Origin of the sequence: Sphingosinicella sp. (genome assembly GCF_041916975.1) — a bacterium.
GTDB lineage: Bacteria > Pseudomonadota > Alphaproteobacteria > Sphingomonadales > Sphingomonadaceae > Sphingosinicella.
This window is the reverse complement of the sequence record NZ_JAYRYK010000001.1, coordinates 363,815-387,848: the sequence shown is the minus strand read 5'-3', so window position 1 is coordinate 387,848 and position 24,034 is coordinate 363,815. Positions and strand designations below refer to the sequence as shown.

Sequence of the window (24,034 nt, the reverse complement as noted above, 5' to 3'; positions counted from 1 at the left end):
TGAATAAAGCCTCAAATAATGCAAATCAATCGCATTATTGATTGCGCGCCTGCGTCAGGTCGTCGCCCAGCGGCGGAGGAGATTGTGATAGACGCCGGTGAGCTGGATGATCGCGGCATCGTCGTGGCCGCGGTCCTGCGCGATCGTCTGGATCGCCGTATCGAGCTCGAACAGCGAGCGACGGGCTTCGCCATCGCGAACCATCGACTGAATCCAGAAGAAGCTCGCGGTGCGCTTGCCGCGCGTGACGGGCTCGACACGGTGCAGGCTGGAGGCCGGATAGAGTACCATGTGCCCGGCGGGCAGCTTCACCTGTTGGACGCCGAACTGGTCCTCGATGGTGAGCTCGCCGCCGTCGTAGTCGTCGGGGTCTTCGAGGAACAGCGTTGCCGAAAGATCGCTGCGGATGCGGAATTCGCTGCCGCGCTGGATGCGAATGGCGTTGTCGATGTGAACGCCGAAGGTCTGGCCGCCCTCATAGCTGTTGAACAGCGGCGGATAGACCTTGAGCGGCAGCGCGGCGGCGATGAACAATGGTGCCTTGCCGAGCGCATCGAGGATGATCGTTCCCGCTTCGCGCGCTGCGGCGCTGTCTTCGGGGAGCTGCATGTTGCGTTTGGCAAGCGCGGACTGGTAGCCGGAGGTGACATTGCCGTCGACCCACGGGGCGGCATCGATGATCGCGCGGACGCGGGCGAGCGCCTCTGCATCGAGCACGTCGGGAATCGCGATCATCATGCCAAGAAACCGATCTTCGTTGGACCTACTGAGATATCAGCACCGGCGGTGCTGGTGGGCAAGAGCGATCCCCCTGAACCACTCTTGCCCGCAAGCCATGCTCAGAAGCTGTAGAACAGGCTGAGCACGGCCGACCGCCCTTCGCCGGGCGTCGCCCAACCGTTGTTGCGGATGCCGGTGTAGTATTTCTCGTCCGTGAAGTTCTGGACGTTGAGCTGCGCCGTCAGCCCGTTGCCGAACGGATAGGACACGAACGCGCGGTGCGTGAGCCAATCCTTCGATTTCGGGAACGGGGTTGCCGTGTTCGAGAGCAGGAAACTGCCCTGATAGGTGAACCCGTAACCGACCTGCAGGCCGAAGGGGAGCGTGTAGGTGGTGAACAGGCTTCCAGAGTGCTTCGGCGTGTTGGTCAGCGGATTGCCGGCCTGCGTATCCGTGAGCGGGCAGGTGATCGCCGTGCCGCCCGGAGGCGTGAATGTCGCGCCCGGATTGGCAAGGCAGTAGTTCGAAACGCTCTGCTTCACCTTGCTGTCGAGGTAGGTGTAGTTCGCGAAGATCGCCCAGGCGTCGGTGATGTTGCCCGAAGCGCCGAGCGCGAGACCGTCCACGCGGCTCTGCCCGTCGAGCACTTGAAGCGTGCCGAGCGTGGGATCGTTGCTGGCCACCGGATAGTTGGTGCGTTCGTTCCGGAACAGCGCGGCGGTGAGCTGGAGCCTGCCGCCGACGAGATCGATCTTGCCGCCGATCTCGTAGTTGACGGCTTCCTGCGGCGCGACCGTGCAGGGATCGAGGTTCAGGTTCTGCGCAGTCGCAAGGCCGCAGCCGCCGCGAACGCTCGACGAGGTCGGCGTGCGGCTGTTGCCGTAAGCCGCGTAGAGGCTGGCGTTGGGCACCGGCTTGTAGACGAGGCCGACGCGGTAGCTGAACAGGTTGTCGTCCGACCGCTGCACGACACCGCGGGTTACGTTGCCGAACGTCGGCCCCGGCGTGCCGATGATGGTATCGGCGCGGAAATCCGCCTTGTTGTTTTCCCAGCGGATGCCGCCGTTGATCTCGAACTGCTCGGAAAGCTTGATGGCATCGAACAGGTAGAAGGCGATGTTCCGCGTGTCGCCCTGCGAGAACGCCGTCGGTATGTAGTTGATCGGGCCGCCGTAAATGGGATCGGGGTCCGAGATGTCGATCGGCGGCAGTGTCGGGTTCGGCGTCGCGCCGCCCGCATTCCGCAGCGAGTTGCCGTTCGACAGATCATAGTCTTCCTGCGCGTAGGAGGCGCCGATCGTAACCGTGTGCTCGATACCGCCCGTGTTGAACACGGCCTTCAGATCGAGCTGATTGTAGAGCATCTGGTTTTCGGAGAAGCGCGACGTACCGCGCGGCCCCGAGGGGTAATACATGCCGGGAAGCTGCCCGGCTCCGCACGCCGCGCCCGTGTAGAGCGTACCGCTATCGAGGCAGTAGGTGCCCTGCGGCGGATTGACGACGAGATCCTGTTCCACGCGCTGCCAGCGCGCGAGGTTGCGAAGCGAGACCTTGTCGCTGAAGGCGTGCTCGAAGATCGCGGTTGCCTGATCGACCGTCTGCTTCTGATAATCGACATCCTTGTAGCCGTAGTAGCCGCCGTAATCGGCGCCTGGCAGCAGTCCGCCGACCGACGAATAATAAGGCACACCGTAGATCGGCGTGTTGTCGTCCTTCTGATGGACATAGAGCAGCGTCAGGCTGGTCGGCCCGTCGATGCCGATGGTGACAGACGGCGCGATGCCCCAGCGCTCGTAGTGATCGAAGTCGCGGGCCGGAACGTCGTTCTCGTGGTACATGGCGTTGAGGCGGACGGCGACGAGGTCCGACAGGCGGAGGTTGCTGTCCACCGTGGCGCGATAATAATTGTCCGTGCCGATGCCCGCCTGAACGACGCTGAGGTCTTCGCCCTTCGGTCGCTTGGTGACGAGGTTGATCGTGCCCGAGATCGAGCCCGAGCCGCCGTACACCGAGTTGGCGCCGTTCACGACCTCGATCTGCTCGAGGTTGAACGTGTCCGAGCGGCTGTACTGCGCGCTGTCGCGCACGCCGTCGATCTGGAGATCGGTGTTGGCGCTCTGGCCGCGCAGGTTGATGCTGTCGCCGTAGCCGCCGCCGCCTTCACCGGCGCCGAAGGTGATGCCCGGAATGGTCGTCAGCGCCTCGCGCAGCGTCAGCAGGTTCTGCTGGCGGATCGTGGTGTTGCCGATGACGGTGATGGTTTGCGGCGTATCGAGCAGCGGGCGCACATATTTGGGAGACTCGGCCTTCTCGACCTTGATTTGCTCTTCGATCGCAGTGCCGGTGACGGTGACGCCGCCGAGCTTCTGCTGCTGATCCTGTGCGTGCGCAGGAAGCGCGCTGGCGACGAAGCCCACGCAAGACAGGGCAAGGAAAGCGGGGCCGGCGACGGACGCGCGGGCGGTTGGTTCTGCAGACATTGGAACACCCCCAAACAGTTACAAGGTTCGGGCGTGTTATTGAGAGTGATTTGCAGAGTCAACGCTATTACGAGTCAGTCGCAATAATTATCCGAGGGCTTCGGCCTGCTCGGCAAGTTCGAGCCAGCGATCCTCGCAGGTGGCGAGACGGCCGCGCGCGGCATCGAGCGCGGCGGAAATGCGCATGAAGCCGTCCGGGTCACGCGTGTAGAGCGCGGGGTTGGCAAGGCTTTTCTCGTGCAGGGCGATTTCGGTATTCAGCGCCTCGATCTCGCCGGGGAGCAGATCAAGCTCTCGCTGGTCCTTGTAGCTGAGCTTGGTGCGGGCGGTGCGCGGGGCTTCGGCGGCGGGGGCGCTGCTTGTCTTGGGGGCGATGCGCTGCGTGCGCTTCTTTTCCCAGTCGGCAAAGCCGCCCGCGACAACATCGGCGCGGCCGCTGCCATCGAGGCCCACCACCATCGTGACCGTGCGATCGAGGAAGTCGCGGTCATGGCTGACGATGAGGACGGTGCCCTCGTAGTCGGCGATCACCTCCTGCAGCAGGTCGAGCGTTTCGAGGTCGAGGTCGTTCGTCGGCTCGTCGAGAACGAGGAGGTTCGAGGCGCGGGCGAATTCGCGCGCGAGCAGCAGCCGGGAGCGTTCGCCGCCGGAGAGCGCATCGACAGGCGCATCGGCATAGGCCGGATCGAACAGGAACTCCTTGAGGTAGCCGATGACGTGCTTCTTCTCGCCGCGCACGTCGATCCAGTCGCCGCCGTCCGCAAGGATGTCGCGCACGCGCTTGCCGGGTTCGAGAAGTTTGCGCTGCTGATCGATGGTGATGCCCGCGAGCGTTTTCGCCCGCCTCACCGTGCCCGTATCGGGCGCGATCTCGCAGGTGAGGAGCCTCAGCAGCGTCGTTTTGCCCGCGCCGTTGGGGCCGACGATGCCGATGCGGTCGCCGCGCTGGATGCGGAGCGTCAGATCCTTGATGATCGTGCGGCCGTCGTAGCTCTTGCTGACGCCCTCCGCATCGATGACGATCTTGGCCTTGGCATCGTCGCTTTGCAGTCCGAGCTTCGCCTTGCCGGCCTGCCCGATCATGCTCGCACGCTGCGCGCGCATCTCCTGCAGCTTGGCGAGGCGGCCCTGATTGCGGCGGCGGCGGGCGGTGACGCCGCGCTGGAGCCAGTGGAGTTCGTCGCGGAGCTTCGAATCAAGCTTCTCTGCGGCACGCGCTTCCTCGGCATAGACCTGCTCGGTCCACGCCTCGAAGCCGCCGAAGCCGATCTCGGCGCGGCGGACCTGGCCGCGATCGAGCCAGAGCGAGGAGCGGGTGAGGCGGGTGAGGAAGGTGCGGTCGTGGCTGATCGCGACGAACGCGCCCGTGTAGCGGCCGAGCCAGCCTTCGAGCCATTCGATCGCCGCGAGATCGAGGTGGTTGGTGGGCTCGTCGAGCAGGATCAGGTCCGGGTTTTCGGCGAGCGCGCGGGCGAGCGCGGCGCGGCGCCGTTCGCCGCCGCTCGCGGTTTCGGCGGCGCGGTCGAGATCGAGGCCGATCTGATCGGCGATGGCGTCTACCTCATGCGCCTCCGGCGCGCCGGGGCCGCGCATCGCGAAATCGCGCAGGGTGGCGAAACCGGTGACCTTGGGATCCTGCTCCAGCAGCACGATGTGCGTGCCGGGGCGGGCCTTGCGCTCGCCCTCGTCGAAATCGACGAGCCCGGCGATGAGACGAAAGAGCGTCGTCTTGCCCGCGCCGTTGCGGCCGATGAGCGCCAGCCGGTCGCGCTCGCCGATGAAAAGGTCGAGGCCGCGGAGCAGCCAGCCCGTGCCCTGGACGAGGCCAATGGATTCAAGCGAGACAATAGGGGCGGACACGCGTTAGACTTCCAGGCGAGAGGAACGAGGGGGAGTTAGGGTGATTGCGGCGTCTGCGCAATATTCATGGGCTATTCACCGCGCGGGCGGTAATCGTGTCGGGCGTTTCCAAGGAATGAGTCCGCGTGTGAAGTTTCGTTTCGCCTTTGTCTGGCTTGCCCTTTGCGTCTCCGCGGCAACCGCGGCGCCCGCGCAGGCACTCGATCCGAAGATGAAGGATCACGATGCGGCACGGGCGGCGACGAAAAGCGGCGAGATTCGCTCGCTCGGCGAGATCAAGAGCCGCGTCGGCAACCGTGTGGGCGGCGAACTCGTCGGCAGCAAGCTCGACATGGATCGGAAGCGCTACCGGCTGCGCTACCTGCGCGAGGGCTCGGTCGTCGAGGTGGACGTCGACGCCAAGACCGGCCATATCATCGATATAGACGGCAACTGAAGGTTTCCCCATGCGCCTGCTGATCGTCGAAGACGAACCCACGCTTGCACGCCAGCTTCGCGAGACGCTGGAAGGCGCAGGCTATGCGGTCGATGTCGCGAACGACGGCGAGGAGGGCCACTTCCTCGGCTCCTCCGAAAGCTATGACGCGATCGTGCTCGATCTCGGTCTTCCCGAGATGGACGGGCTCACCGTGCTCGACAAGTGGCGCAAGGCCGACATCGCCATCCCCGTGCTGGTGCTGACGGCGCGCGACAGCTGGTCCGACAAGGTGGCGGGGCTCGACGCGGGCGCGGACGATTATCTCGCCAAGCCCTTCCAGATGGAGGAACTGATCGCGCGGCTGCGCGCGCTCATCCGCCGCTCGACGGGGAACGCCTCCTCCGAACTCGAAGCGGGCGACGTGCGGCTCGACATGCGCTCCGGGCGCGTGACGCTGAACGGCACGCCGGTGCGGCTCACCGCGCAGGAATATAAACTGCTCGCGTATCTGATGCACCACAAGGGCAAGGTCGTTTCGCGCACCGAACTGATCGAGCACATCTACGATCAGGACTTCGACCGCGATTCGAACACCATCGAGGTGTTCATCACGCGCATCCGCAAGAAGCTGGGCGCTGACCTCATCCAGACCATCCGCGGTCTCGGCTACAGCCTGGACGATCCGCAAGCTGCCTGAGGTGGCCGTCACCGCGCCACGCGAATCCCGTTTCGGCCAGCTTTTCCGGCGCGGTTCGCTCAGCCGCCGTATGCTGGCGGTATCGGCGCTGTGGATCATCACACTGCTGCTGATGGGGGGCTACGCGCTCGAACGCACGGTCGGGCGCATTATCGTCGACGGTTTCGATGAGCGTCTGCGCAGCGTGCTTACCGGGCTGATCGCGACCGTGGAGCTGGGCCCCGAGGGGGAAATCCGGCTGAATCGCTCGCTCGGTGATCAACGCTTTCAGGAGCCTTATTCGGGCCTCTATTGGCAGATCAGCATGGCGGGGCAGGAGCCGCTGCGCTCGCGCTCGCTGTGGGACCGCGCGCTGACCCCAAGTACGTTCGATGCCAGCAAGGAACCCGTGGCCTACGACAGCGACGCCTTCGAAGGCGAACGGCTGCGCATCGTGGAACGCGACATCGTGCTGCCCGACAGCCCGATCATGCTTCATGTGCAGGCTGCGCAAAACCGGGCGGAACTCGACCGCCAGCTCGCCCGCGTGCGCGCGACCGTGCTGTGGTCGCTCGGCGTGCTCGGCATCGGGCTCATCGGCATGGCGGGGCTTCAGACGGGCTACGGCCTCTGGCCGCTGCGCCGGATCAGCGACCAGATCGCCGCGGTGCGCAGCGGTGCGGTGCGGCGCGTCTCCTCCGATTTCCCGGCGGAAGTGTCGCCGATGGTCGCCGAACTGAACGAACTGCTGGATCACACGGAGGCGCAGGCGGAAGCGGCGCGGATGCACGCCGGCAATCTCGCGCACGCCCTGAAGACGCCGCTCGCGATCGTGATGAACGAGGCGGAGGGACAGGCGAACCCGCTCGCGGTCACGGTGCGCGGTCAGCTCGCCATCATGCGGCGCCACATCGATCACCACCTTGCCCGCGCCCGCGCGCTCGGCCGCCGATCGGCGGTGAACGCGCGCGCCGAGGTGTGGTCCGCGCTCGAAGGCCTGCGCCGCGCGATCAGCCGCATTTATCCCGAGGTCACGATCGATCTCGACGGCGACCGCGCCGCCGTCTTCCACGGCGAGCGGCAGGATCTCGAGGAAATGGCCGGCAACCTTATCGAGAACGCCGCCAAGTATGGCGCCGGGCGCGTGTTCGTCTCGGTCTCGCGCACGGACGGGCCGGAACGCTTCATCGAGATCGTCGTGGAGGATGACGGCCCCGGCATCGCGGAAGCCGAGCGCGTTCGAATCTTCGGGCGCGGCGCGCGGCTCGACACCGAGAAGCCCGGCACGGGTCTCGGCCTTTCCATCGTGAAGGACGTGGCCGAAATCTACGGCGGCAGCATCACGCTCGGCAGCAGCGAGGATCTCGGCGGTCTCGCCGCGACACTGCGGCTACCGGCGGCTACTTCTTGAGGGTCTTCAACAGCTTCTTTCCGGCGTCGAGCGGGTTGGCGCGCAGCTTCGCCTCTTCGGTGCCGATATATTGGAAGATGCCCTTCAGCGCCTGATCGGTAACGCTGTCCGTCAGGCCGTCTCGGCTGAGGCCTGCGCCCGACAGGAGCGAAGAACCGGCACCGAGCTTGTCCAGCTGATCGAAGGCACCGACTTTACCGAGCGCGGCGGCGACGAGGGGGCGGACCTTGGCTTGCAGGTCGTCGCCCGCGCTTTCTTCCAGATACCGGGTCGCGCCGTCGCTCTTCGAAACCACGCTGACGCCGTCCTGCAGAGTCATATCGTTTATCGCGCTGCGGAAGATCGGCTTGGCTTCCTTCGCGGCCAAACCGGCGGCATCGTTCAGGCTTTTCGTGAGATTGCCGGTGAGACCGGCCTGATCCGTGTATTTCAGCAGCTTGGAGGCTTTCTTGAGCGGCCCCGGAAGCAGGATGCGGATCGCCTTGTCGGCATAAAAGGCGCCGGGCTGGGCGAGCTTGTCGAGCGCGCTGTCTGAAGCGTCGCCGAGGATGGACTTTACCGGGGCGCCGAGCCCCTGCGCCGCGGCAGGCGGAGCGGCGGAGAGCGTGCCGACAAGAAGCGTTGCGGCCAGGAACCCACGAACAACGATGCTGCTGGTCATGCGCTTTCTCCCCACCAGATATGCGGAGAGCTTATCATAGCGCCGCCCGACGGGAAATCGTGCGGCAGTCAATTCGCGAGAGGAGATGGATGCCCCGCGAGGATTCGAACCTCGATTGACGGAGTCAGAGTCCGTAGTCTTACCATTAGACGACAGGGCACCAATGGGCGGCGGGTGCCGCCCGATTGCGGTGGGCGTAATATGGGGGCGCCAAGACAATGTCAAAGGGCAATGTCAAACGGTGAGATGCGTGCGGCTTATGCGCGGAGGTTGCGAATTTTCATAAAAGGGTGTTAGCCTCGCTTTCAAGTGAACGGTGCGGGGCTCTTCGGGCTTTCACCGTCTTGATTGCAGGGCGACCATCATGCCTTTCGACGTGAATACCGCGCCCGACGCGGGCGTTACCGAATCCCCGCCCGCGCTGCCGCGCGGCGATATGGGCCAGACGCAGCGGCGCGCCTATGCCGCGCTCGACCTTGGCACCAACAACTGCCGCCTTTTGATCGCCCGGCCCGCGCGGGGTGGGTTTTATGTGGTGGATGCGTTCTCCCGGATCGTGCGGCTGGGCGAGGGGCTGATGGAGACCGGGCGGCTTTCGGACGCCGCGCAGGACCGCGCCGTGGCCGCGCTCAAGGCCTGCGCCGAAAAGATACGCCGTCGTGGCGTGTGGGTGAGCCGCAACGTTGCCACCGAGGCCTGTCGCCGGGCGAGCAACCGCGACGCTTTCGTGGACCGCGTGTTTGCCGAAACCGGCATCGCGCTCGACGTGATCTCGCCCGAAGAGGAAGCGCGGCTCGCCGTGCTCGGTTGCCAGACGCTGCTCGACCGCAGCGGGGGCCACGCTCTCGTTTTCGACATCGGCGGCGGCAGCACCGAGATCATCCTTGTCGAGATCGGCGCGGGCGGTCGCGAGCGGATCGTGAGCTGGGCCAGTGTGCCGTGGGGCGTCGTATCGCTCACCGAAACGGAGCCGACGCACTTCGAGACCGCACAGGAACGCGAGGCGGCCTATGAGCGGATGATCGCGCGCGTGACAGAGCATCTTGCGGGTGCGCGCGAACATCTGCATCCGCCGTGCAGCCCGGAAGCGCTGCAGCTTCTGGGTACATCGGGCACGATCACGACGCTTGCGAGCCTGCACCTCGGCCTCGCGCACTACGACCGGCGCAGGGTCGATGGCTGCAGCGTACCCGCGGCGGCGCTTCGCGAGGTGGGCGTTTCGCTGTCGCGCATGGCGCACGCCGAGCGTGCCGCGCTCGCCTGCATCGGCAACGAGCGCGCCGACCTTATCATCGCGGGATGCGCCATCCTTGATGCCATCCTTGCGATGTTCCCGGCGCGCGAGGTGTGCGTTGCCGATCGCGGCATCCGCGAAGGCATTCTCCGCACGCTGATGCGGCGCGACGGTCACAGGCTTTAGCATGGCGAACGGTATCGGCGGCCGCTCCGTAGGCGGCAAGGTGCGGGTGAAGACGGCGCGGCGGCGCTCGGCAGCGTCTACGCGCTGGATCGAGCGGCAGCTCAACGACCCTTATGTGAAGGCGGCGAAATCGCAGGGTTATCGCTCGCGCGCGGCGTTCAAGCTGCTGGAACTCGACGAGAAGTACCACTTCCTGCGCGGCGTGCGCCGGGTGGTAGACCTTGGCGCGGCGCCGGGCGGCTGGTGCCAGGTGCTGCGCGAGAAGCATCCGAAGGCGGCGGTGGTGGGCATCGACCTTCTGGAGATGGAGCCGCTGGAAGGCGTGACCTTCCTGCAGATGGACTTCCTTGCCGACGAAGCACCGGATGCGCTGAAGGCGGCGCTCGGCGGCGCGGCCGACCTCGTGCTTTCGGACATGGCGGCGAACACCATCGGTCACAAGCAGACCGACCATCTGCGCACGATGGCGCTGGTGGAGGCGGGGCTTTATTTCGCGTGCGAGATCCTCGCGCCCGGCGGCACGTTTGTCGCCAAGGTGCTGGCAGGCGGCGCGGACCATGCGCTTGTCGCGGAGTTGAAACGCAATTTCCGCACGGTGAAGCACTCGAAGCCGCCCGCAAGCCGCAAGGATTCGTCCGAATGGTATGTGGTCGCGCAGGGGTTCAAGGGAACAGCGTTGCCCGGGGACGGTTCAAATGGCAGAGGCGCCGACGAAACCGGCTTCGCGCAAGAGGAGAATTCATGAAACGTCAGCCCGCCGAATGGGCGCCGCACGCCGCGATCTGGACGGCGTGGCCCTCTGACGCCTCGCTGTGGCAGGAAGACCTTGAGCCCGCGCAGGCGGAGGTCGCCGCGATGGTGGCCGCGATCATCGCGGACGGCGGCGAACCGGTCGAACTTCTCGTCGATGGCCCGGAGGCGGAGGCGACTGCACGGCTTGCGCTTGCCGATCACCCCTCCGTGCGCATCCACCAGCGCAAGTTCGGCGACATCTGGCTGCGCGACACCGGGCCGCTGTTCCTTTCGGACGGCAGCGCGGCGGGTTTCCGCTTCAACGGCTGGGGCGGTAAGTATGAGCTGGAAGGCGACGACACGGTTGCCGAGTTCGTCGCGGAAACGCAGGGCGCAGCGCTCACCCGGCACGACTGGGTGCTCGAAGGCGGCGCGATCGAACCGGACGGGACGGGCCGCGTGGTGACGACGCGGCAGTGCCTGCTCAATCCGAACCGCAATCCCGACCTCTCGCAGGCGGAGATCGAGGCGCGGCTTGCCGCCGACCTTGGGCTCGACACGGTGATCTGGCTTGGCGACGGGCTTCTGAACGACCACACCGATGGGCATGTCGACAACCTCGCGCGGTTCATTGCCGAGGGCGTCGTCGTGGTGCCGGAAGCGGCGGGCGCGGATGATCCGAACGCCGATGCCTATGCCGAAGCACGGCGGACGCTGGAGGCTGCGGGTCTGGAGGTGAAGACGATTCCCTCGCCGGGCCTTGTTGACGCCGACGGCGAGGCGATTCCGGCGAGCTACATGAACTTCCTGATCACCAACAAGAAGGTGATCGTGCCGATCTACGGCCAGCCGAATGACGAGGCTGCCGTCGCCGCCGTGCAGGCGCTGTTTCCCGGTCGCAAGGCGGTGGGGCTTCCCGCCAATCATATCCTGACCGGTGGCGGCTCCTTCCATTGCATCACCCAGCAGGTTCCCGCGCTATGAGCACCATGAACGTCGCTGCGCTTCAGCTTCCGCTGGGGGGCGATATCGACAGCAATATCGCGCGCGTCAGTGAGCTTGTGCGCGAAGCGGCGGGGAAGGGCGCGAAGATCATCCTGCCGCCCGAGCTCTTCGAAGGGCCGTATTTCTGCCAGGTGCAGCATGAGCGCTTCTTCGCGACCGCGAAGCCGGTGAGTAAGCACAAATCGGTGCTGGCGATGCAGAAGCTCGCTGCCGAGCTGAAGGTCTATATCCCGACGAGCTTCTTCGAGGCGGACGGGCCGCACTATTACAACACGCTCGCGATGATCGACGACAACGGCAAGGTGATGGGCACCTACCGCAAGAGCCACATCCCCGATGGCCCCGGCTATACGGAGAAGTTCTATTTCCGGCCGGGCAATACGGGCTTCAAGGTGTGGCCGACGAAGTACGGCACCGTGGGCGTCGGCGTCTGCTGGGACCAGTGGTATCCTGAAACCGCGCGCGCGATGATGCTGATGGGCGCGGACGTGCTGTTCTTCCCCACAGCGATCGGCGACGAACCGGCGGCGGAGGAACTTGACACATCGCGGCTGTGGCGGCGGGCGATGATCGGCCACGCGGTTTCGAACGTTGTGCCCGTGGTGGCCGCGAACCGCATCGGCACCGAGGACGCGATGAGCTTCTACGGGCACAGCTTCATCACCGACGAGCGCGGCGATTTCGTCGCGGAGTTCGGTGCGGCGGAAACGGGTGTGCTGACGGCGGAGATCGATCTGGAGCGCGTGAAGAAACACCGCGCGGCGTTCGGCTTCTTCCGGGATCGGCGGCCGGAGCTTTACGGGCGGCTGGCGCAGGATATCTAGCCCGCCAGCACCTCGTCCCAGAAGGCGGCTTCGGTATCGAGCATCCGGTCGATGTAAGGCGCGTCGCGCGTGATTTCGATGTGCTGTGGCTGGCGGCCGGGCACCCAGCACCAGAAATCGATCCGCGGGTAGCCGGTGACGGCGAGGATGTGCTGGAGCTGGCCGTAGTAGTAGCGCGGAACGGCGCGCTTTTCGCTGCTGTGCGCATAGGCCTTGTCGCCGCACTTGATCTCGACGACGGCGCCCGCGCTGAAGCAGATGCCATCGACGCTGGCGCGCAGCCATTCGTAGCGATTGCTCTGGAGACACGCGGGCGCAACGTTGTGCCCGGTGTGGCCGGCATAGAGCCGCCGCGCTTCCGGCTCCAGCGCGTTGCCCCGCGACATGGCGGCGTTGCCGCGCCAGTGCGAGACGACGCCCGCCATCGCATCGACCTTTTCCTTGAGCAGACGCTTGCGGCTTTTCCACGGATTCTCGCCCATCACGGCAGGCGCATCCGAGGCGCCGAGGCCTCCGCTCCGCCATTGGAGCCAGCGCGCGTTGCCCTGATCGAGGTCGACGATCGAGAAGGGCATGGACTATACGGCCTCGCTCATCGCCATGCGGAAGACGTCCTCGAACATCGGCGCGGTCAGCCTGCCGGTGTTCGTGTTGTAGCGCGAGCAGTGGTAACTGTTGAACAGGGTGCGCCCGCCCGGCAGCGCATGGCGTGCGCCGTGCCCGAACTTGTGATGCGAGGGTTTGAGCCCGAAGCTGCGCAGGGTCGACTGGTGCGCGATGAGGCCGAGCGCGATGAATGCACGCGCGCGGGGCAGCGCGGCGATCTGTGTTTCGAGGAAGGGCCGGCAGGTGTTCATTTCCTCGGGCGTGGGCTTGTTTTCGGGCGGCAGGCACTTCACCGCGTTGATGATGATCGCGCCCTTCAGGCGGAGGCCGTCGTTCGGATCGGCGGCATAGGTGCCGGTCGAAAGCCCGAACTTGTCGAGCGTTGCATAGAGAAGATCGCCAGCATAATCGCCCGTGAACGGCCGCCCGGTGCGGTTCGCACCGTGCTTGCCGGGCGCTAGGCCGATGATGCCGAGCCACGCGTCGGGATCGCCGAAGGCGGGGACGGGGGCATTCCACCAATCGGGGTACTCGGCGCGGCATTCCGCGCGGAAACCGGCAAGGCGCGGGCAGCGCGGGCAGTCGCGCGGTGGTTCGGTTTGGGGAAGCGGGCTTTCCATGAGCATGGCTTTCCGATTAAGCGGCGCGCATGGGCTTAGCAACCGCCGCAACACCCGCCGAGACATCCATCGTGATCGCCATCGGATCGAACCGCCCGCACGGGCGCCATGGGCGCCCGGCGGGCGTCGTGCGCGCCGCTGTGAAGGCGCTCGGCGCGGCGGGGTTTCCAGCCGCTGCGGTGTCGCCGATCCTCGGCACGCGGGCCGTGGGACCGGGCGGGCGCAACTATGCGAATGCCGTCATGACGTCATCGACGGTGCTCACGCCGCCTGAGATCGTCGCAGCGCTGAAGGCGGTGGAGCGCAGCTTTGGGCGCCGGCGCGGACGGCGCTGGGGTGCGCGCGTACTCGACCTTGATCTCATCGCGTGGGGCGCCGGCGTATGGCCGGGGCGATTGCTCTGGCGGCAGTCGCGGGGCATCGCCGCACCGCACCGATCCATGCACCTCCGGGACTTCGTGCTGACGCCTATGCTCGCGGTTGCGCCGGACTGGAGGCATCCCGTTATCGGCCTCACCGTGCGCCAGATGCACGCCCGTCTCAGAAACGGTTGACCGAAGCCCCCGCGCTCCATAGATCAGCCCCGCACACGCCGCATGGCGATGGGCCCTTAGCTCAGTCGGTAGAGCAACTGACTTTTAATCAGTAGGTCGCTGGTTCGAATCCAGCAGGGCTCACCAGCGGTTCCATCCCATTCTTCCGCGAAAAAATGGCCCGACCGCTGGGAAGGGCCGGGCCAGTCAAACTGGGATGTAAACAACGCGAGAATAGAAATGCTCGCGCGGGTCGGCTGCTCGCACAGATGCGATGTATTATCAACATGTTATTGGAACGGAATCGCAATGGGTCGGGCGCTGAGCGCACCTGCGGCGACGGCTTCCACGGATCGTTAATGCCTTTTCGATAGTGCTCATCACACCTGCAGCTATCGATCGGGCGCTCATGTACGCTGTTCTCGGAAAGCCGTTTTCCATCGCGCGTGAAGAATGGGCATGGCTTGCGCCGCTCTTTCTGATGGTCGCCGGAATCTACGGCGTTTCCGAGGTGGTGGCGCAGTGGAACGGGGCCTCAACGGCTGCGCTGGTTGCCGACTACATGGGCAAGGCACTGCGCGCGATTCCGCTCGTGGTGTCGCTGGGGCTTCTCTATCATTTGATCCGTGCACTGCTCTCCGGAGAGGCGCAGCCGTTGTCCCGCATGTTGGCTTCTCTGCGCGTGCAACTTCAGGATACGAGCTTGCTCGTCTCCCGGCTGTTGCCGCTGGCGCTGATGCCGGTGTTGTTTGCGGCGATGGGTATGCTGAAAATGCAGATCCCGCATATCATGCCGTTTTATCTCGACGACCTGTTCACCGCAGCGGACAAGCTGCTGTTCCTGGGGCGGCAGCCGTGGGAGCTGACGCACGCGCTTTTCGGGTCCGCCGACGCGACGCTGGTGATCGATCGCCTCTACACGCTGTGGGTTTTCGGGCTTTCCGTGGCGATCGGCTATTTCGCATTGATTGCGCCGGGTGCCGAGCGGGCGCGCTTCTTCCTGAATTTCACTGCCGTCTGGATCGTGCTCGGCGTGTTCGGTGCCTACATCGGCAGCTCCGCGGGTCCGTGCTTCCTTGCGGCGATGGCCTCGCCCTCCGCGCCCGAATTTACCGGGCTGATGGAGAGGCTCGCCGCGATCGATACAGCGCTGAAGGCGGACGGCGGCATGGGCCTTGGCGCGCTGCAGTGGCAGAATATGCTCTGGACCGCGCACGAAACGGACACGATCGCTTTCTCGATGGGTATTTCCGCAATGCCCTCGCTCCACAATGCGATCGCCTTCCTCTACGTGCTGCTCGCCTTCCGGATCGGACGCACGGCGGGCCTCATCGCCTCGCTCTTCGCACTCACGACGTTCATCGGCTCGATCCACCTCGGCTGGCATTACGCCGTGGACGGGCTCGTTGCCTTTGCGGGAACGTATGCGGTGTGGCGGGGGGTGGAGCGGTACCTCTCAACCCGGAACGCGAACTGAATTTGTTTCAATCCGGCTTTTCGGATTGTGCGAGCGTGATCTGACGCGCCAATCTCGTGAGTGTTTCGGCCTGCTCTCGTAACTTGAGATGAAGCCGGAGAATGAAGGCGAGATTGAGAACGATCCAGACGTACGTTACGAGATCCGCGCCGCGGCCGACCCCGACAAGCGATGCGATCGTATTGGTGAGGCCAGGGAACCAGACGAAAACATATCCCGACATGATCACGGCCAACAGACCGATTTGCGCCGCCGAGAACGAACGTCTGAGGCTGACAACATAAAAGACGCAGACCGAAAGTCCGACGGACAAGATGATCTGGATGATCATGGAAGCATCTTTGCAGCAATGAGATCGCGGCAGATCACGAAAGTGTCGATGAAGGTCTGTCCCTTCTGCCGCGAATACTCGGTGTAGGAAATCGTCACCGGAACCTCGATAAAGGTCAGTCTGTGTTTCCTGATACCGGCGAGAATTTCGGATGCGTGTGCCATCCGGTTTTGACGGAGTGTGAGGACACTTGCTGCACGCGCTGTGAGAAGTCTGAGACCGTTGTGACAATCGCTCAGTGACAGACCGGTCGTGATGTTGGTGAATAGCGTTGCTGCACGAAGGAGCAGGCGCCTTCCCTCCGTCATCCCAACGGTGTTGCCAAGAAATCTGCTGCCAAGCGCGAGATCGGCACCGCTCTCAATCAGCCTTTCCTGCATCAAGGTGACATCTTCGATGTGATGCTGCCCATCGGCATCGAACGTCGCAATAAATGTCGCGCCCGCATTCAAGGCATATTCGAAGCCTGTCTGGAGAGCGGCGCCTTGTCCGAGATTGATGGGGTGGCGCAGAACATGGGCGCCGGCGCGTTTGGCCGCCTCCGCCGTTTGATCGGCGGACGCGTCATCAATGACGACCACGTTTGGAAACAGTCGCCTGACATCTTCGACCACGCGCGCGATCATCTTGCCTTCGTTGTAGGCAGGGATGACGACCCAAAGATTGTTGGCGTCAATTGGCATGGATTGCTCTTTGTGTGATGGCGACGCCTGCGCAAATAAGGGCGATGCCGAGGAAATAGAGACCTTGCGGTTTGTCACCCAACATTAGCCACGCGAGAAGCGGCGTGACGGCGAACGAAAGGGCGACGAACGGATAAGCGACACTCAGCGGCAGCTCTTTCAAGATGAGCAGCCATACAACACCAAGAGTCGCATAAAGGCTGAAAGCTGCGATCAGGAGCGGATTGGTGACGATCTCGATAATCGACTGGCGAACCTGCATTTGCTGCGCGGCCATTTTGAGCAAAACCTGCCCCGCGCCGACGCCGATCGGAAAGCTGATGAGCAATATCCAGAGGAGCGGTCGAAAGGTCATTGGCCGTTCCCATGCGAGGCTGATCCCGTGTCGCGCAGATTGAATGTTACCACGTCCACAGTGTTGGAAAGCTCAGTCGATGCGCCCAGTTTTCGGAGTGCCGCGACCACTTTTGGTTGCAAGTCTGTTGCTGCGAACACGGCATGAGTGGCCTGCCAGCGTGCGATGAGCTTGAGGCGCTCAGTGTTGTTTGTGCGATCGTCAAAAAACAGGTCTGTCGCCGCCTGGCGGGTCGCTAGGCTGGGTGCGACCGGTTCCGGGCGAGGAATGGAAACGACACGTCTTCCGGTGGATTGGAGTGGAAAGACGATGTTCTCGGTTGCGAATGCGACGGAGCCCACCGGAAGCAGGGCAGCCAGTGCTTCCGCGGTGGAGCGCAGTGAGCCCTTGGAAGCACGCATTTCCAAATCGTTCGAACGTTTGAGTCCGGTTGCGCCTGCAGAGAGGGCGCAAACGAAGCAAAATGCCGCCGCAACCGCCAAACGAAGGCTGCGGGGACGATCGGCATTGTCGAGATAATCTACAATGAGCCATACCGTGCCCAGCTGGCCTACAAGGACAATTGCAGGGACCAGACGATGTGCGATGGAACTATCTTGGATTTCGAGTGCCGTATAAATCAGAGTGAAGAAAAGAGCTGGGAACAGTATTTCGTATCGCCAACCGTTCGGTGCTTTGCGAAATGCAAGAATACCAATCAATGCGGGTGCTGCGAGTATCAGCGCCGTGGATAAAGCGTCCATACTTGTATCGGCGGATCTCCACCGGGGATCAGAAGTCGAAGATAGAACATCGAGGATATTGAAGTAAGGCCATCCTAATATGATCAAGGTGCCAATCGCTATCGCTCCGACTGCCGCAGTCTTTGCCTTTGCATTTGCACGCGGATGGAAGACCGCAAAGCTGCCGGCCATGACTGCTGTAATCACGCCGCTGAGTTGATGAACGATCAAGGAAAAAGCGGTGAGACCCGCGATTGCAAGAAGGCGAGAAATAAAATTCTTCTTTTCTTCCATAACGCCGAGGACCAGTGCCCATTGGAAGAAGCCAACCACGAAAACGATGGTCGAAGGGTATGCCGCGCTGGTCAGAAATGTGGCGTAGTTGTGTAAACCTGCATGTCCGCGCTGTAGCCCCCAAACGAACAGAAGGCTCAGGAGAAGAGCAAGGGGTGACCACGAAGTGCCATAGTAGCGACGCGCGAAAATCCAGCATCCGATTACGAGGCCGACACAGCTTGCGGCGCCCATGACTCCGAAGAGTGCGTATGGAGATAATCCGAGCAATTTGCCCAACAAGGCGGCTACGACATTCACGGGCGTGAAGTAGCGCGATGGCTCCTCTGTCGGAATATGCGGGTTAGATGGCGCAAAGGGTGCCGCCATTAGTTCGCGCAAGACGGCAACATGATGCCAAGTGTCGCGGCCCGGGCTATCAAACCCGAATGGCTCAAAGAGATAAAAGCCGATCCAGACGGCAAAGAGCGCAGTGCTAAACGCCACATAGCAAATGTTCGGTGAGAACTGATGTGAGGCGTGCAGCGGCGTTTGTCCGGCTATGTACGACGATCGTGCCATTAAATATAAATGGCGTTCGAGTAGTTAATTACCGGTTTCAAAGTCTGAAAGAATATCGTTAGCAGCTATTTAACTTTTGCCTTTCAAGTGTACGTTTCTTGCCAACGATGTCGAAGTAGTCCCCTATGAACGTCACACCGTCGACAGTCTCCCTTGAACGCCTCGTCCCCAATGCACTGGATGGTACAGACGCCACGGGGAAAGAGACCTTGGCGCTTCATATGGAACGCTATCGGTTCGCGGCAGGCTTCGTTAAGGGCGGGCGTGTCCTCGATTGCGCCTGCGGCGTCGGTTATGGCACGGCAGTCCTTGCGGGAGCGGAGCAGACACCTGAACAGGTCCTTGGAGTGGATATTGATGCGGCAGCCGTGGGATATGCCGCTCGATCCTACATCTCCGAGAGGGTGCGTTTTCTGCAGTCGGATGGGTGCAAGCTCGAAGATTCGGACGGTTTCGACACGATCGTGTCATTGGAAACGGTAGAGCATGTCCCCGACCCCTCGGCGCTCCTTCAGAATTTCAGACGATTGCTTCGCCCGGGCGGAACGCTGATTGCATCGGTTCCGGTCACGCCTTCGGTGGACGTGAATCCCTATCATCTCCATGACTTTACACCGAAATCCTTCCGATCTCTGGGCGCCGATTTAGGTCTGAAAGAGATAGATTCGCTGTTTCAGGTGCAACCGTTCAGTCCGTTGAAAATCGTGCGCGGACAGGAAGCAAGGCTTGAAGATATGCGGAAAAATATGGCTGGATACTATCTGCGAAACCCCGCAGCTTTTTCGAAAAGGCTAATTTCCACGGTCGTGGACGGATTCTGCAACAAGTATCTGACGATCGCTTGGGTTAAACCCATCTCCGCCTAGCCCGCCGTCCCCATCCCGTCACAGTCGAGTCCAAAGGCGGCCAGTCCCGTTTCGAGGAGTGAGGCTAGCATCGGCGTGCGCATGAGGGCTCCGGGGATGTCTGACACCTCGTCGGTGACGGTGGCGAGGGCTTCGTCCCATTCGCCGGCGTCGTAGTCGCCGGCGCCTACCAGCATCAGCGTGTACAGCTCGACCTGCTCATCGTCGTTCAGGTCCTCGATCATGCTGCGCAGCTCTTCCTCCACAGAGGTGTTCGAGGAGTCTTCGAGAACGTCCACGGCCTTGTCGTCGGCCATGTTCGAGCTATCGTCGGGGTCGACCGCGGGGACCTGCGCGTCGTATTCGCGGGCACGCAGCACGATGCGGCATACGTCTTCGAGAGAAATCGTCAGTTCCATCGTGCGCTTCCGATCCTTGCCTTCGAGTCGCGGTTTGTTCTGCAGCCAACCATGCCACAGCGGCTTGGCGGTTTCTTGAGGCGCGTCAAAAAAAGAACGGTTCAGGCGGTGCAGAGTTTCGCTTTTGCAGCGTCGTATTCGCGTTTCAGGCGCGCGACGAGCTCGGCGGCGGGCAGCACGGCCTTCACCGCGCCGATGCCCTGGCCGCAGCCCCATATGTCCTTCCACGCCTTGGCGCCGGTGTTGCCGCCGCTGCCGAAATCCATTTTCGAAGGGTCGCTGACGGGCAGGTTCGCGGGATCGAGGCCGGCATTCACAATGGAGGGGGCGAGATAGTTGCCGTGCACACCGGTGAAGAGGTTCGAGTAGACGATATCGGAAGCGCGGCTTTCGACGATCATCTGCTTGTAGCGCTCGTCGGCGCGCGCTTCGGTGGTGGCGATGAAGGCTGAGCCGATGTAGCCGAAATCGGCGCCCATCGCTTCAGCTGCGAGCACGGCGCTACCGGTCGCGATCGCGCCGGACAGGGCGATGGGCCCGTCGAACCATTCACGGATTTCCTGCACAAGCGCGAAGGGGGAGAGGGTGCCCGCATGGCCGCCCGCGCCCGCGGCGACGGGAATGAGGCCGTCCGCGCCCTTTTCGATGGCCTTCTTCGCAAACGCATTGGTGATGACGTCGTGGAAGACGAGGCCGCCGTAGCTGTGGATCGCGGCGTTCACATCCTCGCGCGCGCCGAGCGAAGTGATGATGAGCGGCACCTTGTATTTCACGCAGAGCGCAAGGTCGTCCATCAGTCGGTCGTTCGACTTGTGGACGATGAGGTTGACTGCGTAGGGCGCGTCCTTTTTCGTCAGCTCGGTCGAAAGGCGCTGCAGCCATTCCTCGAACTGCGGCAGCGGCCGCGCGTTCAGCGACGGAAAGCTGCCGACCACACCCGCGCGGCACTGCGCTATGACGAGATCGGGGTTCGAGATGATGAACAGCGGCGACCCGATCACCGGGATCGAAAGCCGCCCGCGAAACAGCGCTGGCATGGTCAAGGCGAAAGTCCCCCTATGATGCGGCCAGGAGCTCCTTCAGCGGTGTGCCGGCGTCGGCGAGGCGGGCCGGATCAATGACCGCCCCTTTCTCCACGAGCGCGCGCCCCTGAATGAAATCCTTCGCCGCACTGATGCAATCGAGCGCGATGACCCGGCCACCCTTCAAATAGATAAGGCTGAAGCTGCGTGCGTCCGGATTGCCGCGCAGCACGGTGGCGTCGTGGCCCGTGGAGAGGCCCACGGTCTGCAGGCGGAGATCATACTGGTTGGACCAGAACCATGGCGTTGCCGAGTAAGGCTGTGGATCGCCGAGGATGGCGCCGACGGCGGTTTTCGCCTGATCGACTGCGTTCTGCACCGATTCGAGGCGAATGCGCGCGCCTTCCGCGAAGCGGTTTTCATGCGCTGCGCAGTCGCCGATCGCGTAGATGTGGGGCAGGGCGGTGCGGCAGAAGGCGTCGACATCGACACCATTGCCGCCGCTCGCGCCTGCATCGAGAAGCGGCTCGACGGAGGGGATAAGGCCGATGCCGACGATGACGGCGGCCGCGGGCAGCCGCTCACCGTCTGCGAGGCGCACGGCCGTGACGCGGCCGGCATCGGTTTCCAGCGCTTCTATCTGGGCGGAGAGGCGCAGGTCGACGCCGTGCGCGCGGTGTTCCTCCTCATAGAAGCGTGACACGGCTTCACCAGCGACGCGCGCAAGCACGCGCGGCAGCGCTTCGAGCAGCGTGACCTTGTGGCCCTGTTTGACGAGAACGGCAGCCGCTTCGAGACCGATGTAGCCGCCGCCGATGATGACCACCGGTCCGCCGCCTTCAAGGTCGGCGCGGAGCGCATCGACATCCGCGATCGTGCGGATCATGTGGACGTTGTGGCTGTCGGCGCCGGGAAGGGGCAGGGGGCGCGGGCTGCCGCCCGCCGCCCAGATGAGATCGCCGTAGCCGAGATGCTCACCCGCATCGGTGGTGACGGTGCGCGCTTCCGGGTTCACCGCCGCGACACGCGTGCCGAGATGCAGCGTCACGTCCTTGTCGGCCCAGAACGCCTCGGGGCGGAGCAGCAGCCGGGCGGCTTCCTTTTCGCCGGCGAGATAGTCCTTCGAAAGCGGCGGGCGTTCGTAGGGCGGAACCGCTTCGGCGCCGACCATCGTGATGGTGCCCGTGAAGTTCGCCATCCGAAGGCTGATGGCGGCCTGGGCGGCGGCCTGTCCCGCGCCTACAATCAGAACGTCGCTCGTGCTCACTCTTCATCCCCATAGATATGAACGGCGAATTCTCCGCCGGAGGTGGCGCGCCCGCGATACATGCCGGGCGTATTGAAAGAAAAGGCGGAAGCACCGTCCGGCGCGACTGCGATGACGCCGCCGACACCGCCGAGCGCTTTCACTTCGCCCTGCACCGCATCGACCGCCGTCTGCACGTCTTCCTTGCCGAAGCGCATACGCGCGCAGATTTCGTGTGCGACGCCGACGCGGATGTAGAATTCGCCCGAACCTGTGGCAGAGACGGCGCAGCCGCGGTTGTCGGCATAGGTGCCCGCGCCGAGGACCGGCGAATCGCCGACGCGGCCCCAACGCTTGCCGGTGAGGCCCCCGGTGGAGGTGGCGGCGGCGAGGTTGCCATGCACGTCCTTTGCAACCGCGCCGACCGTGCCGTATTTCATGTCGGCATCGAACACCGTGCCGGTCTTCGCATTCTCCTTCATCTTCTGGAGTTGCTGCCAGCGCTCCTCGGTGCGGAAATACGATGGATCGACCTGATCAAGGCCGCGTTCACGCGCGAAGCGGTCCGCGCCCGGGCCTTGCAGCATGACGTGCGGGCTTTTCTCCATGACTGCGCGCGCAGCGGTGACCGGGTTGCGTGTCCGCGTGAGGCCCGCAACCGCACCAGCGGCGCGGTTGCGACCGTCCATGATCGCCGCATCAAGCTCGTTGACGCCTTCGTATGTAAACACGGCGCCGCGACCTGCGTTGAAGCCGGGATCGTCTTCCAGAACCTTCACGGCGGCCTCGACAGCATCCAGGGCACTACCGCCCGAAGCGAGCACGGTCTTTCCCGCCTCCAGCGCTGCGGAGAGGCCGGCACGCTGGGCGGCGTCCTGCCGGGACGTCATCTTGCCGCGCTCCATACCGCCGGCACCGCCGTGGATGAGAAGCGTCCAGTCCTGCATGGCGAAGGCCCCACTCGAAAGAAAGAAGGCGGTGAAGGTTGCTGCAATGCCAAGCGAATATCGCATTCGGGCCCAGTCTCCCCAACCGTTGGCGCAGGGCTTACCCAGTGCGGGGAGGGAGCGCAACAGGTCGCTGTCAGGAGGCGGGGAACGCGCCTTCGAACCGTGCGAGCGCCGCGTCGAGAAGGCGTTGATCCGTTCGCTCGGCCTGGGGGCGGCGTGCGCTGAGCTTTACCGACGGAACGTCTCTGAGTGCGATCGGTACACCCGTTGTCGCCTCGTAGCGCGCAGCGACAAGTTTCAGCCAGGCCTTCGGGTCCGCGCAGATCGCGGTGTAGGCATAGGTCTGAACGTTGGCGCTGGGCAGCCCGCCCAGATCACGATCGAGAATCGCCCGCGTCGCTGCAACTTGCGCGGCAATCTGCTCGTGAACACTGAAATAGTCGGAAAGCGTGAGTGTCGAGGGGCGTACCGAAAACCAGCCGGCTTCGCCGCCATGGCTCTGGCGCCTCGCCGAGAGGATCGACAACGCAGTTTCCAGCGGATCGCGCGTTATCTCGATGAAGACGCTGCCCGGGAACAAATCCGCCAAAAACGGGATACGCAGACCGTTCTTCTGCCACTTGTTGATAAAGGGCCCGCCTGCGATGCCCTGAAGCGCCGCGATCGTCTGGCGCAGCATGGCCTTGTGGGTTTCATCGAGCGGGGCGGGGGTCTCGGATGTGCCGAGATGGAGGTTCCAGAACCGGTAGCCCTGGCTGGGCCCTTGGGAATGGCTGGTCTCGCCGAACCGGTTGGCAAGATCGTCGGTGCCACCGAACGCACGTCGAGGCCCTGCAAGCATTGCCGTCAACACCGGGCTTGCCGGCGTCGCCATCAGCAGGTTCGAAAAATAGGCGCTGCGCAGATACCGGGTTGCCAGAATCGAGGCGAGGGTGGAGCCGACACGCGGGAGGCCCACGATGAAGATAGGCGGAATGTCAAGTTTTGGCGCCATTCGGCGCGCAACAGGTTCGAGCTGCGCGAGCAAGGCGCGCGCGATATCCCTCCCCAGTTTCACGATTTCCCCCATTCTGCCCAGTCGCATAGTAACGCGGAATCAAAACGGATTGAACCTCTAACGGTCGGGTGCCGAGGAACGATTGACCGGGGGAGCCCTCACGCCT

General features: G+C 63.7%; 25 protein-coding genes and 2 tRNA genes. 11 read left to right on the top strand and 16 right to left on the bottom strand.

From position 1 onward, the window contains the following. Positions 1-54 precede the first annotated feature (54 nt). From ACE3TJ_RS01890 to ACE3TJ_RS01880, 3 genes are all read right to left on the bottom strand, one after another. Positions 55-738 carry a Fe2+-dependent dioxygenase gene (locus ACE3TJ_RS01890; RefSeq protein WP_374593303.1) on the bottom strand — a complete coding sequence of 228 codons (684 nt, stop codon included), beginning with the start codon at positions 736-738 and terminating at the stop codon, positions 55-57. A 101-nt stretch (positions 739-839) separates the two neighbouring features. Further along, the gene (locus ACE3TJ_RS01885; protein ID WP_374593301.1) at positions 840-3,200 is read right to left on the bottom strand and encodes a TonB-dependent receptor; all 2,361 of its coding nucleotides are present in this window, start codon (positions 3,198-3,200) and stop codon (positions 840-842) included. 87 nt (positions 3,201-3,287) lie between these two features. Further along, the gene (locus ACE3TJ_RS01880) at positions 3,288-5,060 is read right to left on the bottom strand and encodes an ABC-F family ATP-binding cassette domain-containing protein (RefSeq protein ID WP_374593299.1); all 1,773 of its coding nucleotides are present in this window, start codon (positions 5,058-5,060) and stop codon (positions 3,288-3,290) included. Positions 5,061-5,187: 127 nt separating this feature from the next. Here ACE3TJ_RS01880 and ACE3TJ_RS01875 point away from each other — a divergent pair, with 127 nt between their 5' ends. The 3 genes from ACE3TJ_RS01875 to ACE3TJ_RS01865 are packed head-to-tail and all read left to right on the top strand — an operon-like array spanning position 5,188 to position 7,565. Then, positions 5,188-5,496 carry a hypothetical protein gene (locus ACE3TJ_RS01875; protein ID WP_339711231.1) on the top strand — a complete coding sequence of 103 codons (309 nt, stop codon included), beginning with the start codon at positions 5,188-5,190 and terminating at the stop codon, positions 5,494-5,496. Positions 5,497-5,506: 10 nt separating this feature from the next. Next, the gene (locus ACE3TJ_RS01870) at positions 5,507-6,175 is read left to right on the top strand and encodes a response regulator transcription factor (protein ID WP_293781605.1); all 669 of its coding nucleotides are present in this window, start codon (positions 5,507-5,509) and stop codon (positions 6,173-6,175) included. Position 6,176: 1 nt separating this feature from the next. Next, entirely contained in the window at positions 6,177-7,565 is a 1,389-nt protein-coding gene (locus ACE3TJ_RS01865; RefSeq protein ID WP_374593296.1) for a sensor histidine kinase, read from the top strand. On the opposite strand, the gene ACE3TJ_RS01860 is transcribed toward ACE3TJ_RS01865, so the two are convergent. Both ACE3TJ_RS01860 and ACE3TJ_RS01855 read right to left on the bottom strand, forming a co-directional pair. Then, entirely contained in the window at positions 7,555-8,226 is a 672-nt protein-coding gene (locus ACE3TJ_RS01860) for a DUF4197 domain-containing protein (protein WP_374593294.1), read from the bottom strand. The two genes, ACE3TJ_RS01865 and ACE3TJ_RS01860, sit on opposite strands and share 11 nt — an antisense overlap. 86 nt (positions 8,227-8,312) lie before the next feature. Continuing rightward, a tRNA-Gln gene (locus tag ACE3TJ_RS01855) sits at positions 8,313-8,386 on the bottom strand. Positions 8,387-8,590: 204 nt separating this feature from the next. On the opposite strand from ACE3TJ_RS01855, the gene ACE3TJ_RS01850 reads away from it, so the two are divergent. Genes ACE3TJ_RS01850 through aguB form a run of 4 tightly spaced genes read left to right on the top strand, consistent with a single transcriptional unit; the run spans position 8,591 to position 12,207 of the window. Then, positions 8,591-9,646, top strand: coding sequence for a Ppx/GppA phosphatase family protein (locus tag ACE3TJ_RS01850; RefSeq protein ID WP_374593292.1), 1,056 nt, complete (start codon positions 8,591-8,593; stop codon positions 9,644-9,646). 1 nt (position 9,647) lies between these two features. Further along, positions 9,648-10,391 carry an RlmE family RNA methyltransferase gene (locus ACE3TJ_RS01845; RefSeq protein ID WP_374593290.1) on the top strand — a complete coding sequence of 248 codons (744 nt, stop codon included), beginning with the start codon at positions 9,648-9,650 and terminating at the stop codon, positions 10,389-10,391. Beyond that, positions 10,388-11,362 carry an agmatine deiminase family protein gene (locus tag ACE3TJ_RS01840; RefSeq protein WP_374593288.1) on the top strand — a complete coding sequence of 325 codons (975 nt, stop codon included), beginning with the start codon at positions 10,388-10,390 and terminating at the stop codon, positions 11,360-11,362. Before ACE3TJ_RS01845 ends, ACE3TJ_RS01840 begins: the two co-directional genes overlap by 4 nt. Further along, the gene (aguB, locus tag ACE3TJ_RS01835; protein WP_374593287.1) at positions 11,359-12,207 is read left to right on the top strand and encodes an N-carbamoylputrescine amidase; all 849 of its coding nucleotides are present in this window, start codon (positions 11,359-11,361) and stop codon (positions 12,205-12,207) included. The genes ACE3TJ_RS01840 and aguB overlap by 4 nt, the downstream gene beginning before the upstream one ends. On the opposite strand, the gene ACE3TJ_RS01830 is transcribed toward aguB, so the two are convergent. Then, the gene (locus tag ACE3TJ_RS01830; protein WP_374593285.1) at positions 12,204-12,782 is read right to left on the bottom strand and encodes a lambda-exonuclease family protein; all 579 of its coding nucleotides are present in this window, start codon (positions 12,780-12,782) and stop codon (positions 12,204-12,206) included. The two genes, aguB and ACE3TJ_RS01830, sit on opposite strands and share 4 nt — an antisense overlap. Positions 12,783-12,785: 3 nt before the next feature. After that, entirely contained in the window at positions 12,786-13,439 is a 654-nt protein-coding gene (locus ACE3TJ_RS01825; RefSeq protein ID WP_374593283.1) for a uracil-DNA glycosylase, read from the bottom strand. 23 nt (positions 13,440-13,462) lie between these two features. Between ACE3TJ_RS01825 and folK the strand changes: the two genes are divergently transcribed. The 3 genes from folK (at position 13,463) to ACE3TJ_RS01810 (ending at position 15,443) form a co-directional block, all read left to right on the top strand. Continuing rightward, a complete protein-coding gene (folK, locus tag ACE3TJ_RS01820) occupies positions 13,463-13,987 on the top strand; it encodes a 2-amino-4-hydroxy-6-hydroxymethyldihydropteridine diphosphokinase (RefSeq protein ID WP_374593281.1) in 525 nt (174 codons plus the stop codon). Positions 13,988-14,037: 50 nt separating this feature from the next. Next, positions 14,038-14,113 (top strand) — tRNA-Lys (locus ACE3TJ_RS01815). Positions 14,114-14,375: 262 nt separating this feature from the next. Further along, positions 14,376-15,443, top strand: coding sequence for a phosphatase PAP2 family protein (locus tag ACE3TJ_RS01810; RefSeq protein WP_374593279.1), 1,068 nt, complete (start codon positions 14,376-14,378; stop codon positions 15,441-15,443). Between the two features lie 7 nt (positions 15,444-15,450). On the opposite strand, the gene ACE3TJ_RS01805 is transcribed toward ACE3TJ_RS01810, so the two are convergent. From ACE3TJ_RS01805 to ACE3TJ_RS01790, 4 genes are read right to left on the bottom strand one after another with little or no spacing between them, the layout of a single operon-like run. After that, complete coding sequence (locus tag ACE3TJ_RS01805) at positions 15,451-15,774, bottom strand: DUF2304 family protein (RefSeq protein ID WP_374593277.1); 324 nt, start codon at positions 15,772-15,774, stop codon at positions 15,451-15,453. After that, the gene (locus ACE3TJ_RS01800; RefSeq protein WP_374593275.1) at positions 15,771-16,457 is read right to left on the bottom strand and encodes a glycosyltransferase family 2 protein; all 687 of its coding nucleotides are present in this window, start codon (positions 16,455-16,457) and stop codon (positions 15,771-15,773) included. The genes ACE3TJ_RS01805 and ACE3TJ_RS01800 overlap by 4 nt, the downstream gene beginning before the upstream one ends. Then, a complete protein-coding gene (locus tag ACE3TJ_RS01795; protein ID WP_374593273.1) occupies positions 16,447-16,812 on the bottom strand; it encodes a hypothetical protein in 366 nt (121 codons plus the stop codon). Before ACE3TJ_RS01795 ends, ACE3TJ_RS01800 begins: the two co-directional genes overlap by 11 nt. Continuing rightward, complete coding sequence (locus ACE3TJ_RS01790; protein WP_374593271.1) at positions 16,809-18,389, bottom strand: hypothetical protein; 1,581 nt, start codon at positions 18,387-18,389, stop codon at positions 16,809-16,811. Before ACE3TJ_RS01790 ends, ACE3TJ_RS01795 begins: the two co-directional genes overlap by 4 nt. A 125-nt stretch (positions 18,390-18,514) precedes the next feature. On the opposite strand from ACE3TJ_RS01790, the gene ACE3TJ_RS01785 reads away from it, so the two are divergent. After that, positions 18,515-19,255 (top strand): class I SAM-dependent methyltransferase, encoded by a 741-nt coding sequence (locus tag ACE3TJ_RS01785; protein ID WP_374593269.1) that lies wholly within the window; start codon positions 18,515-18,517, stop codon positions 19,253-19,255. On the opposite strand, the gene ACE3TJ_RS01780 is transcribed toward ACE3TJ_RS01785, so the two are convergent. The 5 genes from ACE3TJ_RS01780 to ACE3TJ_RS01760 all read right to left on the bottom strand — a co-directional run bounded on the left by ACE3TJ_RS01780 (position 19,252) and on the right by ACE3TJ_RS01760 (position 23,898). Continuing rightward, complete coding sequence (locus ACE3TJ_RS01780) at positions 19,252-19,653, bottom strand: DUF3775 domain-containing protein (RefSeq protein WP_374593267.1); 402 nt, start codon at positions 19,651-19,653, stop codon at positions 19,252-19,254. The genes ACE3TJ_RS01785 and ACE3TJ_RS01780 overlap by 4 nt on opposite strands. Before the next feature lie 101 nt (positions 19,654-19,754). Continuing rightward, positions 19,755-20,690, bottom strand: a complete 936-nt coding sequence (locus ACE3TJ_RS01775; RefSeq protein WP_374599271.1) for an NAD(P)H-dependent flavin oxidoreductase — start codon at positions 20,688-20,690, stop codon at positions 19,755-19,757. Positions 20,691-20,709: 19 nt separating this feature from the next. Further along, the gene (locus ACE3TJ_RS01770; RefSeq protein WP_374593265.1) at positions 20,710-21,942 is read right to left on the bottom strand and encodes an NAD(P)/FAD-dependent oxidoreductase; all 1,233 of its coding nucleotides are present in this window, start codon (positions 21,940-21,942) and stop codon (positions 20,710-20,712) included. After that, on the bottom strand, positions 21,939-22,868 hold the full coding sequence (locus tag ACE3TJ_RS01765; protein WP_374599269.1) for an isoaspartyl peptidase/L-asparaginase family protein: 930 nt from the start codon (positions 22,866-22,868) through the stop codon (positions 21,939-21,941). The genes ACE3TJ_RS01770 and ACE3TJ_RS01765 overlap by 4 nt, the downstream gene beginning before the upstream one ends. Positions 22,869-23,004: 136 nt before the next feature. Continuing rightward, entirely contained in the window at positions 23,005-23,898 is an 894-nt protein-coding gene (locus ACE3TJ_RS01760) for a sulfotransferase (protein ID WP_374593263.1), read from the bottom strand. Between the last annotated feature and the right edge of the window lie 136 nt (positions 23,899-24,034).

What these genes read in the sequence shown, in the direction of transcription:
- ACE3TJ_RS01810 (WP_374593279.1), top strand. Translation starts at nt 14,376, where the DNA reads ATGTACGCTGTTCTCGGAAAGCCGTTTTCCATCGCGCGTGAAGAATGG.
- ACE3TJ_RS01805 (WP_374593277.1), bottom strand. Translation starts at nt 15,774, where the DNA reads ATGATCATCCAGATCATCTTGTCCGTCGGACTTTCGGTCTGCGTCTTT.
- ACE3TJ_RS01780 (WP_374593267.1), bottom strand. Translation starts at nt 19,653, where the DNA reads ATGGAACTGACGATTTCTCTCGAAGACGTATGCCGCATCGTGCTGCGT.
- ACE3TJ_RS01785 (WP_374593269.1), top strand. Translation starts at nt 18,515, where the DNA reads ATGAACGTCACACCGTCGACAGTCTCCCTTGAACGCCTCGTCCCCAAT.
- ACE3TJ_RS01790 (WP_374593271.1), bottom strand. Translation starts at nt 18,389, where the DNA reads ATGGCACGATCGTCGTACATAGCCGGACAAACGCCGCTGCACGCCTCA.
- ACE3TJ_RS01870 (WP_293781605.1), top strand. Translation starts at nt 5,507, where the DNA reads ATGCGCCTGCTGATCGTCGAAGACGAACCCACGCTTGCACGCCAGCTT.
- ACE3TJ_RS01890 (WP_374593303.1), bottom strand. Translation starts at nt 738, where the DNA reads ATGATGATCGCGATTCCCGACGTGCTCGATGCAGAGGCGCTCGCCCGC.
- ACE3TJ_RS01825 (WP_374593283.1), bottom strand. Translation starts at nt 13,439, where the DNA reads ATGCTCATGGAAAGCCCGCTTCCCCAAACCGAACCACCGCGCGACTGC.
- ACE3TJ_RS01885 (WP_374593301.1), bottom strand. Translation starts at nt 3,200, where the DNA reads ATGTCTGCAGAACCAACCGCCCGCGCGTCCGTCGCCGGCCCCGCTTTC.
- ACE3TJ_RS01775 (WP_374599271.1), bottom strand. Translation starts at nt 20,690, where the DNA reads ATGCCAGCGCTGTTTCGCGGGCGGCTTTCGATCCCGGTGATCGGGTCG.
- ACE3TJ_RS01800 (WP_374593275.1), bottom strand. Translation starts at nt 16,457, where the DNA reads ATGCCAATTGACGCCAACAATCTTTGGGTCGTCATCCCTGCCTACAAC.
- ACE3TJ_RS01765 (WP_374599269.1), bottom strand. Translation starts at nt 22,868, where the DNA reads ATGCAGGACTGGACGCTTCTCATCCACGGCGGTGCCGGCGGTATGGAG.
- ACE3TJ_RS01845 (WP_374593290.1), top strand. Translation starts at nt 9,648, where the DNA reads ATGGCGAACGGTATCGGCGGCCGCTCCGTAGGCGGCAAGGTGCGGGTG.
- aguB (WP_374593287.1), top strand. Translation starts at nt 11,359, where the DNA reads ATGAGCACCATGAACGTCGCTGCGCTTCAGCTTCCGCTGGGGGGCGAT.
- ACE3TJ_RS01860 (WP_374593294.1), bottom strand. Translation starts at nt 8,226, where the DNA reads ATGACCAGCAGCATCGTTGTTCGTGGGTTCCTGGCCGCAACGCTTCTT.
- ACE3TJ_RS01830 (WP_374593285.1), bottom strand. Translation starts at nt 12,782, where the DNA reads ATGCCCTTCTCGATCGTCGACCTCGATCAGGGCAACGCGCGCTGGCTC.
- folK (WP_374593281.1), top strand. Translation starts at nt 13,463, where the DNA reads ATGGGCTTAGCAACCGCCGCAACACCCGCCGAGACATCCATCGTGATC.
- ACE3TJ_RS01850 (WP_374593292.1), top strand. Translation starts at nt 8,591, where the DNA reads ATGCCTTTCGACGTGAATACCGCGCCCGACGCGGGCGTTACCGAATCC.
- ACE3TJ_RS01840 (WP_374593288.1), top strand. Translation starts at nt 10,388, where the DNA reads ATGAAACGTCAGCCCGCCGAATGGGCGCCGCACGCCGCGATCTGGACG.
- ACE3TJ_RS01795 (WP_374593273.1), bottom strand. Translation starts at nt 16,812, where the DNA reads ATGACCTTTCGACCGCTCCTCTGGATATTGCTCATCAGCTTTCCGATC.